Source organism: Corallococcus sp. AB049A (genome assembly GCF_003668885.1).
Lineage (GTDB): Bacteria > Myxococcota > Myxococcia > Myxococcales > Myxococcaceae > Corallococcus > Corallococcus interemptor.
The window spans coordinates 1-12,987 of the sequence record NZ_RAWL01000245.1 but is presented as its reverse complement, the minus strand read 5'-3'; the positions used below and the strand labels follow the sequence as shown (position 1 = coordinate 12,987).

Here is a 12,987-nt window from a genome sequence, read left to right as displayed (position 1 = left end):
CCCCACCCACCGCGACAACAGCAACGCGATGGCCCCCGCGAGCACCGCGATGGCCACCACCCAGGCGCCCATGCGCGTCACCGGTGAGAACGCCTCGCGCAGCCCGGCCGTCACCACCACCGTCCACTCGGTGTCCGGCACCTGCGCGTGCGCCACCAGCAGGCGGCGCCCGGCTTCATCGAACGCCTCCAGCAGGCCCTCCTTGCCGGATAGCTCCTCCGGGGCCAGCACCCCCAGCACCGGCGCCCGCGTGAGCACGTCGCCCCGTTCGGTCTCGCGCAAGAGGGTGCCGTCGCGCCGGTCGAAGATTTCCACGTGGTAGCTGCGCGAGGCCAGCGTCGACTGGCGGCCCAGCCGCTTCAGGGACAGCCCGCCCACCAGCACCGCGCGCTGGCCGTCCCCCAGGTCCACCCGCGTGGAGAAGACGATGAAGGGCAGCCCCGCGCGGGTGAGGAAGGGCCGTGACACCCAGACCGCGTCGCCCCCGTTCAGCGCCTGCTGGAAGTACTCCCGCTGCGCGAAGTTGCCGGTGATGCGGTTGAGCCGGAGGGACGGAACCAGCGTCTCCCCGCTCGAGTCCAACAGCCACGCCGCGTCGAAGAGGGCGGTTTCGCGCTCCAGCAGCTCCACCCGCTCGACCATCTCCTTGCGGTCCCCGGCGCGCACCGCCTCGATGAAGCCCGGGTCGCGGCTCTGCGAACGCAGGAGCGAGCGCGCGATGGCCGCGGACTGCTCCAGCCACGCCGTCTCCGTCAGCACCGCCTGCTGCGCCTTGCCCCGCAGCTCCGCCGCGATGGCCCGCTGGGCCACGTACGACGTCACCGCCCCCACGCCCAGGATGGGCAGCACCGACGCCAGGGCCATGCCCCGGAACAGCCGCCAGCGCACCCCGGACAGGGCCGGGACCTGGCGCATCCGCCACAACAGCACGCAGGCCAGGGTCAGCACCGCGTACGCGCCCATCCCGGCCCAGGAGCGCCGGGACCCCAGCGCGAGCGTCATGTTCAGGAACAGGAGGCCCAGGCTCGCGAGGGCGATGCGGCAGCGCTTTTCGTGGCCGCGCCCCAGCCCCAGCGCCAGCAGCGCGCCCGTCCCCAGGAAGGCCACGCCCAGGAGCCGGAGGAACGGCCCGAACGCCAGCAGCGACAGGCGGTGGAAGCCGCTGGGGACCAGGACCATCATCCCGCCGAAGCTCAGCGCCACGCAGGCGATGAACACGGGCAGGAGCCCCCGCTCCCGGAAGCGGTGGGTCCGCTCCAGCAGCAGCAGGGCCGCGATGAGCGGGTACAGGACGAGGCCCGTGATGCCCCGGGGCAGCACGGTGGCGGCCCACCAGTAGAACGCCATCGCCGTCAGGAAGAGCGCCCGGCCCAGCCACCCCACGAGCGCGGGCCAGGTGGGGTACATCATCGCGGCGAGCATCGTCGCCGAGCCCACCAGGAACAGGCTGCCGAGCGGACGGACGTACGGGTAGATGAGCTGGAAGATGGCGGCGCCGAACTCGTAGGGCACGAAGACCATGGTGGTGCCCACGACCAGCCCGAAGGCCGCGGCGAACCACTCCACCCGTGCGCGCTCGAGGATGCCCACGGGGGCAGAGTACACAACCCGAGCAGGAGCGCACGGCCCGGTTGTCGCCGCCGCGCGCCCCTGTCGCGTATCAGGCCGCGTCCGAGACGGCCGCGCGGGGCAGCCACACCGTGAAGCAGGTGCCCTTCCCCGGCCCGTCACTCCTCGCGCCAATGCGTCCCCCGTGGCGCTCCACGATTTCGCGGCAGATGGCCAGACCCAGGCCCAGGCCTCCGGCGTAGTGCTCGGCCGCGTTGCGCGCGCGGAAGAAGGGCGTGAAGAGCTGCGACAGGCTCTCCGCCGGGATGCCGATGCCCCGGTCCTCCACCTCCACCCGCACCGCGTCCGCCTCCTCGAACACCCGCACGACCACCGGCGTCCCCGGCGGCGAGTAGCGCAGGGCGTTCTCCACCAGGTTCGTCAGGAGTTGATCCAACCGCTGCTCGTCCCACCGGCCCACCAGCGGTGACGTGGGGAGCTCCAGCGACAGCTGCGCCGCGCGCTCCGGGCGCGTGACCTGGATGCGCTCCACCACCTCGCGCGCCAGCGCGGCCACGTCCATGGGCGCCACCGTCAGCGTGAAGCGTCCGGACTGCAGCCGCGACACGTCCAGCATGTCTCCAATCAGCCGCGTCAGCCGGTCCACCTGCCGGTTCAGCCGGGCAATGGTGTCCCGCTGCCGCTCCGGGTTCATCCCCTGCCCGGCCCCCAGCTGACGGACGAGCAGGTCCAGCGTGGCCTTCAAGGGCGTCAGCGGCGTGCGCAGCTCGTGGCTCGCCATGGACAGGAACTGGTCCCGGATGGCGATGGCCTCGCGCAGCTCCTTCTGGGTCCGGTCGATGCGCGCCGCCATGTCGTTGAAGCCCAGGGCGAGCTGGGCAATCTCGTCATCGCCCCGCGCCGGCACGCGCCGCTCCAGTGACGGCGTGCCCAGCACGGCGAAGCCGTCCCGCAGCGTCTCCAGCCGCTGCGCCACGTCCCGCCCCACCCAATGCGACAGCACGAGCGAGAGGGCCCCCGCCAGCAACGCGATGGCCACCACCCACGCGCCCATGCGCGTCACCGGCGCGAACGACTCGCGCAGCCGTGCCGTCACCACCACCGTCCACGGCGTGCCCGCCACCTGCGCGTGCGCCACCACCAGCCGGTGCCCCGAGCCGTCGAACGCCTCCGTGAGCCCCTGGGGCCGCGTCAGCGCGTCCGCCCCCACCAGGTCCAGCGCGGGCGCCCGGGCCAGCACGCTCCCCCGGTCCGTCTCACGCAGGAGGCTGCCATCGCGGCGGTCGAAGATTTCCACGTGGTAGTCGGGCGAGGCGAGCGCCGGCTGCAATCCCAGACGCTCCAGGGACAGCGCGCCCACCAGGAAGGTGCGCCGGCCCGCGCCCAGGTCCATGGGCACGGTGATGACGACGAACGGCAGGTTCGCGCGGGACAGGAAGGGCCGCGACAGCAGCACCCGGGCGCCGCCCTTCATCGCCTCCTGGAAGTAGGCCCGGTACGCGAAGTTGCCCTGCACCCGGTTGAAACGCGCGGAGGTCATCAGCGTGTCGCCGGTCTCATCCAGCAGCCAGGCCGCGTCGAACAGCCCGGACGGGCCCTCCAGCATCGCCAGCCGCTCCCGGATGCCCTCGCGGTTGCCCGCGCGCACCTGGGCGATGAAGGCCGGCCCCTGGCTGTACACCTGCAGCATGGAGCTGGCCATGGCGGCCGTCTGCTCCAGCCACGCGGACTCCGCGGCCACCGTCTGGCGCGTCTTGCCGTGCAGCTCCGCCTCCAGGGCCTTCTGCGCCAGGTACGACGCCACCGCGCCCACGCCCAGGATGGGCAGCACCGACGCCAGGGCCATGCCGCGGAACAGCCGCCAGCGCACCCCCACCAGGACCGGCCACCGGCGCACCCCGGCCAGCAGCACGCACACCGCCGTCAGCACGGCGTACACGCTCATCCCCGACCACGAGCGCCGCGACACCACCGCGACCGTCATGTGCAGGAACAGCAGGGACAGGCCGCCCAGGGCCACCCGGCAGGACAACGGCTCGCGGCGCCACAGCCCCACGGCGAGCAGCGTCCCCAGCAGCAGGAAGAGGACCCCCACCCACCGCACGTAGGGCCCTATCGACGCCAGGGCGAAGCGCACGAAGTCCTGGGGCGCCCAGAGCATCAGCGGCCCGAAGCACAGCGCCACGCAGGCCAGGAACACCAGCAGCTGCCCCTGGCCCCGGCGCAGGGTGCGCGGCTCCATGACGAGCAGGACCATCAGGAACAGGTAGACGACGGTGCCCGTGAGGCTGACGGGCAGGATGCAGACCGCCCACCAGTAGACCGCCACCGCGGCCAGCACCAACGCGCGCCCCGTCCAGCCCACGAAGGAGGGCCAGGCCGGATACATCAGCGCGATGAGCATCAGCCCCGCGCCGACGAGGAACAGGCTCCCCAGCAGCCGGACGTGCGGATAGATGTATTGAAAGAGCGTGGAGCCGAATTCATAGGGCACGAACACCATCGACGTGCCCACCATGAGCCCCACCGCCACCGCGAACCACTCAACGCGCGCCCGCTCCAGGAGTTCCACGGCGCGCACCCTGGCACAACCCGCCCCCAGGTGCTGGGCGCGGGTGCCGGGTGAAACAACAATCGTCCAGTGCTTAGCGCCTGCGCCAGGCGTCCAGCAGGTGGCTCACCACCGCATCCACCCCGACATCCCGTGTGACCTGGGTGAAGACGAACGGCCCCTCTCCCCGCATCTTCCGGGCGTCCCGCTCCATCACGCCCAGGTCCGCACCCACGTGCGGTGCGAGGTCTGTCTTGTTGATGATCAAAAGGTCCGACTGCGTAATACCGGGCCCGCCCTTGCGAGGCACCTTGTCGCCGCCCGCCACGTCGATGACGTAGACCGTGTAATCCGCGAGTTCCCGGCTGTACTGCGCGGCGAGGTTGTCACCGCCGCTCTCCACGATGAGCAGCTCCGGGTGCAGCTCCTCCATCAGCTGCTCCAGCGCGAGCAGGTTGTGGCTGATGTCCTCGCGGATGGCCGCGTGGGGGCAGCCGCCCGTCTCCACCGCCTTGATGCGCTCCGGGGACAGGGCCTGGTTGCGCACCAGGAACTCCGCGTCCTCCTGGGTGAAGATGTCGTTGGTCACCACGCCCAGGCGGTGCGTGTCGCGCAGCTTCTTGCACAGGGCCAGCACCAGCGCCGTCTTGCCGCTGCCCACCGGGCCGCCAATGCCAATGGTGAAGGCCCGCTGCGAGTAGTCGCGCCGGTGCGGCTTGTCGCGCGCGTCGAAGTGGCCCGGGTGGTCCCAGTCCTCGTGCGTGTGCTCGTGCCCGTCCTGCCCATGGCCGCGGTGGTCGTCGTCGTGCATGTCGCGCTTCCTTTTCGTGTCTGGATTCAGGACAGGAACAGCCGGGAGTACAGCCGGTCATGCGTGGCGCCCACCAGGTCCCACAGCGGCGCGGGCTGGGCCAGGTCGTCCACGCTCAATGCCTTGCATTGCTCCAGGACGGCCCCCAGCAGCGGCGTGGCCGCGTGCTGCACCTGGTGGGACTCATGCGTGCCGATGACGCCCATGCGCACGCCCGCGGACAGGGCGCCCCGCAGGGTGAGCGACAGGAAGAGGCGCAGGGCGTCCTCGTGCTCCACCTCCAGCGCGCGCAGCACCGCGCCGGACACGGGCGCGTGGTGGAACCTCACGCTGGCGGCCCGGGCGGATTCGCGCACGGGCCCCACGGCCTCCGGGAAGATGCGCGCGCAGGTGTCCAGGAAGGCCCTGCCCTGCGTGCGGCTGGCCCGGTTCGCGACGTGGTTGGCGAGGAACGCGTCCGCCCTCGCGTCCAGCGCTGGCACGGAGCCGGGCTGGTGCCACGCCGCGCCCACCAGCGGCAGCGCGCCCAGGCCCGCCTGCCACACCAGCGCCTCCACGAAGCGCCGCACGCCGTCCGCGCCGCGCACCTCACCTGCCTGCACCGCGGCCTCCAGGCCCCCGGAGTGCGCGAAGCCTCCGGTAGGGAACCCCGAGTCCGCCAGCTGCAACACCCTCCAGCCGGAAGCCATGGCGCGTCCCTCTCAGAACAGCGAGTAGCGCTGCGCCAGGGGCAGCCAGGTGGCGGGCTCGCAGCGCAGGAGCTCTCCGTCCGCGCGGACCTCGTAGGTCTCTGGATCCACCGTGATGACCGGCAGCGCGTCGTTGAGGCGCATGTCCTTCTTGCCCAGGGCGCGGCAGTCCGCCACCGCGGACAGCCGCTTGGTGAGCCCCAGCCCCTGCACGGTGCCCTCGCGCAGCGCGCGTCCGGAGACAAAGGTGATGCTCGTGGAGCCCCGCGCCCTTCCGCGCGCGCCGAACATGGGGCGCATGAGGTACGGCTGCGGCGTGGGGATGGACGCGTTCGCGTCGCCCATCTGCCCCCACGCGATGAAGCCGCCCTTGAGCACCAGCTCCGGCTTCGCGCCGAAGAAGGCGGGCCGCCACAGCACCAGGTCCGCCAGCTTCCCCACCTCCACGGAGCCCACCTCGTGGGACAGCCCGTGGGCGATGGCGGGGTTGATGGTGTACTTCGCCACGTAGCGGCGGATGCGCAGGTTGTCGTTGTCCCCCTGCTCACCGGGGAGCCGCCCGCGCTGCTCGCGCATCTTGTGCGCCGTCTGCCACGTGCGGGTGATGACCTCGCCCACGCGGCCCATGGCCTGGCTGTCGGAGGCCATCATGCTGATGGCGCCCAGGTCGTGGAGGATGTCCTCCGCGGCGATGGTCTCTCCGCGGATGCGGCTCTCCGCGAAGGCCACGTCCTCCGGAATCTCGCGGTCCAGGTGGTGACACACCATGAGCATGTCCAGGTGCTCATCCAGCGTGTTCACCGTGTACGGCCGCGTGGGGTTGGTGGAGCTGGGCAGCACGTTGGGCGCGCCGCACACGCGGATGATGTCCGGCGCGTGGCCGCCGCCCGCCCCCTCCGAGTGGTACGTATGGATGGTGCGGCCCTTGAACGCCGCCAGCGAGTCATCCACGTAGCCGGACTCGTTCAGCGTGTCCGTGTGGATGGTGACCTGCACGTCCTCCGCGTCCGCCAGCGTGAGGCACGTGTCGATGGCCGCGGGCGTGGTGCCCCAGTCCTCGTGCAGCTTGAGCCCGATGGCGCCCGCGCGGACCTGATCCAACAGACCGTCTGGCAGGGACGTATTGCCCTTGCCGGTGAGCCCGATGTTCAGGGGAAGCGTGTCCGTGGCCTCCAGCATGCGCGCCAGGTTCCACGCGCCCGGCGTGCAGGTGGTGGCGTTGGTGCCGGTGGCGGGGCCCGTTCCGCCGCCCACCCAGGTGGTGATGCCGCTGGCGATGGCCTCGTCCGCCTGCTGCGGGCTGATGAAGTGGATGTGCGTATCCAGACCGCCCGCGGTGAGGATGAGCCCTTCCCCGGCGATGACCTCCGTGGTGACGCCCACCACCATGCCCGGGGTGACACCCGCCATGACGTCCGGGTTGCCCGCCTTGCCAATGGCGGAGATGCGCCCCGCCTTGATGCCCACGTCCGCCTTGAAGATGCCCGTCCAGTCCACCACGAGCGCGTTGGTGATGACGCAGTCGAGCGCGTCCGCGTCGCCCGTGCCCGCGCGCTGGCCCATGCCCTCGCGCAGCACCTTGCCGCCGCCGAACTTGCACTCGTCGCCGTAGACGGTGGCGTCGCGCTCCACCTGGAGCCACAGGCCGGTGTCCCCCAGCCGCACCCGGTCTCCCGTGGTGGGACCGAACATGTCCGCGTAGTGGCGGCGATCCAGCTTGCGGCTCATGAGTGGCCCTCCTCTTCCTCGTGACCGAAGCCCTGGGCGCGCACGGACTCCAGCAGGCGCTCACGGCCTTCGTCGGACACCTTGCCGCTGCCCAGCACGTTGCCGCCGCGCACCACCTGTTCGCCCGCGATGGGGACCAGCGACACGGTCTTCACCTCGCCGGGCTCGAAGCGCACCGCCGTGCCCGCGGGGATGTCCAGCCGGTGGCCGTAGGCGCGCCCCCGGTCGAACACGAGCGCGCGGTTCACTTCCGCGAACGCGTAGTGGCTGCCCACCTGGATGGGCCGGTCGCCCCGGTGCGTGACGCGCAGGGTGATGGCCTTGCGGCCCGCGTTGAGCTCCACCGAGCCCTCCGCCGCGCGCACCGCGCCAGGAGGCCCCTCCGGCGACGCGGCGGGCACGGTGAAGCGCTCCAGCGGTGGCACCGGCAGGAAGCTGCCGTAGAGGGCCAGCGACAGGTCCCCGTGCTCCGCCACCACCGGGTGGTGCACCGTGACGAGCTTGGTGCCGTCCGGGAAGGTGCCCTCCACCTGCACCTCCGCCAGCATCTCCGGCACGCCGTCCATCACCTGCGCGCGCCCCAGGAACCGGCGCCCCAGGTCCATCAACTCCGCCACGCTGCGGCCGTCACGGATGTACTCCAGCAACTGGGTGGCGATGAGCGCGACGGCTTCCGGGTAGTTGAGACGCAGGCCTCGCGCCAGCCGCTTCTGGGCGACGACGCCCGCCTGGTGCAGGAGCAGCTTGTCCACGTCACGGGGGGACAGATGCATGGGTCCGACTCCCTGGGTTCTTCCGGGTGCGGGATGCGCCGACCCGCGGGACCCTAGCGCGACGCGTCAGCGTGGGCCAGGATGGAGGCCCCCCGCGCCGTTCTCCCCCTCACGGAGTTCCCACCCGATGCTGAAGCAGCCGGGCCTGCCCGCGGGCACGGACGCGGGCGTGTGCAGCGCGATGACCTCCGAGTGGAAGACGAACAACCACAAGGACGCGGTCAACCTGACGGCGGACCACATCGACCGGCTGTATTCGCACTACAGCACGTTCGACATCACCCGGTATTGAGTCACACCCGCCGGGCCCACGGGTCGTCACCCAGGAGGCCCGGCAGGAACGACAGCCAGTCGCGCGTGGTGCCGAGCAGCGTCTCCAGCGACACGGCCGCCACGCGCAACAGCAGCCCGTCCTCGCCCAGGGGGCTGGCGGAGACCACCTCCCGGGCGCGCGGCTTCACCGGCAGGCCCGCCACGCGCGCGGCCAGCGACTCCCGGGCGTCCTTCAACGCCGGCCCCACCAAGAGCACGGACGCCAGCGCGTCGAAGCGGCCCAGCCGCTCCGGCAGCGCGCCGTGCGCGGGGTCCAGCACCCAGCGCTCATCCACCAGCGCGCGCTCCTCCCGCGCGACGCGCAGGCGCGAGGCGTAGTGCAGGAAGGCCCAGCGCTCACCCCGGGCGCTGCGCCCCGCCGTCACCACGTCCGCCAGCACCAGCGACGCACCCGGCGCCAGCGTCACGTCCAGCGTCTGTGAATAGCGGGCGCCGGTGAAACAGACGGTGGGGTCCGGCACCCACGCCAGGAGCGCGTCCCGGCCCACGCGCGCGCACAGGTCGCTGCGGCAGCCCGTGGGAGACCGGTAGACACGGTTGGCCCCCTGCGTCGCGAGCAGCGCCGAGGCCCCGTCCGCCACGTCCACCTCCAGCCGCAGGTGGTCGCCGTCCACCAGGCCACCGCCAAAGGAACTGGTGTAGGCCCACGCCGCGTGGCCGTGGTTGCGCGGGGTGAGCAGCCGCAAGGGGCTGTGCGCCAGCGCGGTTCGCACCACGGTGCGGGGGCCCGAGCGCTCGAAGGCGAGCCGCGCGGCGCCCGCGCGCTCCGGTCGGAGATGAGCGGGAATCACCCGCCCCTTCTAGCACCGGGGAGCAACCCCGCACGCTCCGGCCCCGCCGGATTCCATGGCGCGGAGGGCCCCCAAACACAAACAACCCCAGACACCCCTCAATCCCTGGTCCGTCGCCGGGTAGCGCTCCGCGCTACAAACGCCACCCCGGTACAGACGGGGCCGTGGGTGGCACACAACCTGCTCTTGGGCGGGCCGCCATTCCTGACACGAGATGTCAGAAATGACGGAACCCTCTTCCCAAGGGACTTCACCATGTACCGTCGTTCGCTCCGAAGCCTCGCCCCCTCCTGGCTTCGCGCCCTGACCCTCTCTTCCTTCGCCATGGGCGGCCTGCTGATGGCCGCCCCCGCCCACGCCGACGAACCGCGCGAGGCCCCCGCCACCATCCTCGACGTGTCCCTGGTGGACGGCGAGCTGACCGCGCGCATCCTCTGGGCCCAGGATGCGAAGTCCCTGCCCGGAGAGGTGGAGGTCGTGTCCCATGACGGCCAGGACACGCTCACCGCGGGCGAGCGGGTGACGCCGAAGGCCGGCGAGGTCTCCGAGGTGACGCTGTACGGCGCGGTGAAGGAGCCGTGGGAGACGGGCTGGGCCCAGCGGCTCGCCGTGCTCGGCGCGAAGGGCCAGGAACTCACCCACCAGCCCTATGACGTCAGCCTGGACTGCGAGGACGAGAAGACCTGCGCGCTGAAGGCCACCGCGGGCGTCTCCGCCAGCCGCGAGGTCCTGCACGTGAGCCGTGCCCTGAAGGACACGCTCGACACCATCGAGAAGGACCTGGGGGCCAAGGAGTTCGACCTGGTGCGCGAGGTGGCCCGGCGCGACCCCACGCTGTACGGCGAGGCCCTGAGCTACGCCCACGGCCTGAGCAAGCTGGGCCCCGTGGGCCCCGCCGAGGGCTGCCGGTGCACCTGGCAGGCGTCCTCGACGCGCAGCAACACCTCGGGGACGAGCCTGGGCGCGGCGCACAACCTGTACGCGGGCCCCCTGGCCCCCAACCGCCGCTCGAACGCGCGCCTGACCACGCAGGGCACCAGCCGGATCAATCTGACCCTGAACTGCACGTCGCTGGCGTCAATCCACTTCCAGCAGGTGGGCATCAAGCAGTCCGGCGGACTGGTGAAGCCCGTGCTCATGCCCCAGCCCGTCTACAGCATGTGCGCCGGGACGTGCAGCGGCCGGTTCAACCACTTCGGACGCATCATCGGCAACGCGAGCGCGAACAGCACCACCATGCTCCTCAACGGCACCGCCACGGAGCAGATCAAGTACCACCTGGGCAATTCCCTGAGCCCGCTGCTGAACCAGACCGTCCACGCGCCCGCCAACAGCGGCTTCGACGTGTCCACCATCGCGAACAACACGAGCAGCGGCTCCGGCTTCGTCCAGACCTCCGGTGAGGCCTTCTACACCTACAACGGTGACCCCTCCCTGGGCCTGCCGTTCGGCCAGGCGCAGGCTGCCTACGCCATGGCCATCCGGGGCTACGCCGTGTGCCCGGGTGGAGGCCTGAACCCCTCGGGCACCGTTTCGGACTTCGCCACCACCATGAACAACCAGTCCAGCCTGGACCAGAACATCCGGGACTTCTTCCTCTACGGCCTGTAGCCCGCCGCGCTACACCCGGCGGGGTTCGCGTAACGCGAAGGGATACAGCCTCCGCGCAAGCGACGATTCCGGAGATATCTTGGAAAACCACGCTTTCCCTCCGAAACCCGCAGCAATGTCAGACATGGCGCAATCCCTGGCACGGGACCTGCTCTGAAGGCACACCGCCCTCCGGCCCCACGCGCCGGAGGGCGGACCCCATTCCTTCGCAAGGGATTGCCCATGCCCCATCACTCCCCGCGAGGCCCCTTCGGCCTCGTTCCGTCCTGGCTTCGCTCGCTGACCGTCTCGTCCTTCGCGCTCGGAGGCCTGCTCGTGGCCGTGCCGGCGCATGCAGCGGAGCCGCAGGAGGAGGAGCGTCCGAACGTCGCCACCCTGCTCGACGTGGCGCTGGAGGACGGGGAGCTGACGGCGCGCATCCTGTGGACGGACCGGCAGGAGGACCTGCCGCAGTCCTCGAAGCTCGTGTCCTATGACGGCAAGGACAGCGCCAACGCGGGCGTGGCGGTCACCCCGAAGGCGGGCGAAATCTCCCAGGTGAAGCTCTTTGGCGCGCTGGACAAGCCCTGGGAGACGGGCTGGGCGCAGAAGCTGGTGCTGGAGGACTCCAAGGGCCAGCCGCTCTTCACCCAGCCCTATGACGTGGGCCTGGACTGCGCGAACGACAAGGAGTGCGGCCTCACCGTGTCCGCGGGCGTCGCGTCGGACCCGGACGTCGCGCACGTGAGCAGCGAGCTGAGCGCCGCCGTCACGCAGCTCGACGCGAAGTATGGCCAGGGCGAGTACGACCTGGTGCAGGAGGTCTCCAAGAACTTCCCGCAGCTGCGCGGCCAGGCCATCGTCTTCGCGCATCAGCTGTTGCCGTGGTTCCCCCTCCAGGGGCCCTGCACGTGCAACTGGGTGACGACGACGACGCGCACGCCCACCACCACCCAGACCATTTTGCAGTCGTACCCGGGCCGCAGCCTCTACGGCTGGAACGGGCCGGGCGCGAAGCACACGCTGAGCGCCAACGCCGTCACCCCGTATCCCGTGACCATCAACCGCACCGTCGCGGGCAACAGCCAGCTGTCGCTGAACCTGAGCTGCTCGCGCTGGCGCTACTACTACTGGTGGGACCTCATCATCCACCGGCCGGGCGGGCTGTTCCCGGTGCGCTTCCCCTTCCCCGTGAAGGTGCCCTGCACCTCGCCGTGCCAGGCCCGCTTCGACCACATGGGCCGCGTCTCCGGCCGCACGACCATCAGCGGCGTGGCCACCGCGCGTGAGGCCGGCGCCTGGCGCGTGAACGGCGGCTCGCCCATCATCAACCAGCTGATCACCGGCAACAACGCGTTCGACGCGGACGCCATCGCCGTCTCGTTCTCGGCCACCGGCGCGTACAACACGGTCAGCACGTCCGGCCAGGTGACGATTCCCTCCACGTCCAGCTTCGCGAGCGCCATCACCACCAACGGCTACGCCCAGGCCATCCACGGCCAGCTGACCTGCCCGCAGATTCCCGCGCTGGCGGGGCGGACCGTGTCGGACTACGGCACGACGCAGGGCACGGCCCACCAGCTGAGCCTGTACTGGAGCATCGTGGACTTCGCGGCGGGCTTCTGAGCGCCCGGGGGATGATCCCCCTGCAATGACAACACCCCGGAGGCCGGCACCGTGAAGGGTCCGGCGTCCGGGGTGTTTCGCGTCAGCGGATGCCTGGCGCGATTACTTGTCGGTCGCGTCCTCGACCTTGTCGCCGGCCTTCTCCACGGCGTCGCCCGTGGCGTCGGCGGCGTCCTCGGCCTTGTCCTGCGCCTTGTCGCCGGCCTCTTCCATGTCGTCCTTGGCGGACTCGCGGGTGTTGCGGTGGCAGCCCGTACCCATGGAGATGGCACCCAGCGTCAAGGCCAGCAGCGTCAGCTTCTTCATGCGGTGTGACTCCTTCGCTCGAGGGGGGACTGGCAGTATGCGTGCCCCCTTTCCCAGTGCGCGGCGCAAGGTAGGCACTGTCCGGCAACTGCCAAGTGGCCAACCCCTGCGGGATGCCTCCGGCGGGGTAGCCGGGCCCCACTGAAACATGTCGGAACACGCTGCTAGGGTGCGCGCTCTCACCAGGGGGCCGGTGTCCTTCGCCCCCGGAGGCCCACCC

The 12,987-nt window shown here is 71.2% G+C and carries 10 protein-coding genes and 1 pseudogene; 3 read left to right on the top strand and 8 right to left on the bottom strand.

From position 1 onward, the window contains the following. The 6 genes and pseudogenes from D7X55_RS24375 to ureA form a co-directional block, all read right to left on the bottom strand. A pseudogene (locus tag D7X55_RS24375) lies at positions 1-1,590 on the bottom strand (sensor histidine kinase); the annotation flags it as partial. Positions 1,591-1,660: 70 nt separating this feature from the next. Next, a complete protein-coding gene (locus tag D7X55_RS24370) occupies positions 1,661-4,141 on the bottom strand; it encodes an ATP-binding protein (RefSeq protein ID WP_233610028.1) in 2,481 nt (826 codons plus the stop codon). A 73-nt stretch (positions 4,142-4,214) separates the two neighbouring features. Further along, complete coding sequence (gene ureG, locus D7X55_RS24365) at positions 4,215-4,931, bottom strand: urease accessory protein UreG (RefSeq protein WP_120552099.1); 717 nt, start codon at positions 4,929-4,931, stop codon at positions 4,215-4,217. 26 nt (positions 4,932-4,957) lie between these two features. After that, the gene (locus tag D7X55_RS24360; RefSeq protein ID WP_121724333.1) at positions 4,958-5,620 is read right to left on the bottom strand and encodes an urease accessory protein UreF; all 663 of its coding nucleotides are present in this window, start codon (positions 5,618-5,620) and stop codon (positions 4,958-4,960) included. A gap of 12 nt (positions 5,621-5,632) precedes the next feature. Further along, positions 5,633-7,348, bottom strand: coding sequence for an urease subunit alpha (gene ureC / locus D7X55_RS24355; RefSeq protein WP_120552097.1), 1,716 nt, complete (start codon positions 7,346-7,348; stop codon positions 5,633-5,635). Continuing rightward, positions 7,345-8,121 carry an urease subunit gamma gene (gene ureA / locus D7X55_RS24350; protein ID WP_121724332.1) on the bottom strand — a complete coding sequence of 259 codons (777 nt, stop codon included), beginning with the start codon at positions 8,119-8,121 and terminating at the stop codon, positions 7,345-7,347. Before ureA ends, ureC begins: the two co-directional genes overlap by 4 nt. A 127-nt stretch (positions 8,122-8,248) precedes the next feature. Between ureA and D7X55_RS43500 the strand changes: the two genes are divergently transcribed. Next, positions 8,249-8,413, top strand: coding sequence for a hypothetical protein (locus tag D7X55_RS43500; protein ID WP_158626415.1), 165 nt, complete (start codon positions 8,249-8,251; stop codon positions 8,411-8,413). 1 nt (position 8,414) lies between these two features. On the opposite strand, the gene D7X55_RS24345 is transcribed toward D7X55_RS43500, so the two are convergent. Continuing rightward, positions 8,415-9,242, bottom strand: a complete 828-nt coding sequence (locus D7X55_RS24345) for an urease accessory protein UreD (RefSeq protein WP_121724335.1) — start codon at positions 9,240-9,242, stop codon at positions 8,415-8,417. A 258-nt stretch (positions 9,243-9,500) separates the two neighbouring features. Here D7X55_RS24345 and D7X55_RS24340 point away from each other — a divergent pair, with 258 nt between their 5' ends. Both D7X55_RS24340 and D7X55_RS24335 read left to right on the top strand, forming a co-directional pair. Then, complete coding sequence (locus D7X55_RS24340; RefSeq protein WP_121724331.1) at positions 9,501-10,856, top strand: hypothetical protein; 1,356 nt, start codon at positions 9,501-9,503, stop codon at positions 10,854-10,856. Positions 10,857-11,078: 222 nt separating this feature from the next. After that, positions 11,079-12,461 carry a hypothetical protein gene (locus D7X55_RS24335; RefSeq protein WP_121724330.1) on the top strand — a complete coding sequence of 461 codons (1,383 nt, stop codon included), beginning with the start codon at positions 11,079-11,081 and terminating at the stop codon, positions 12,459-12,461. Positions 12,462-12,563: 102 nt separating this feature from the next. Here D7X55_RS24335 and D7X55_RS24330 read toward each other — a convergent pair whose 3' ends face one another. After that, positions 12,564-12,767: a YtxH domain-containing protein gene (locus tag D7X55_RS24330; protein WP_120552093.1), complete on the bottom strand. Its 204-nt coding sequence runs from the start codon at positions 12,765-12,767 to the stop codon at positions 12,564-12,566. Positions 12,768-12,987: the final 220 nt, after the last annotated feature.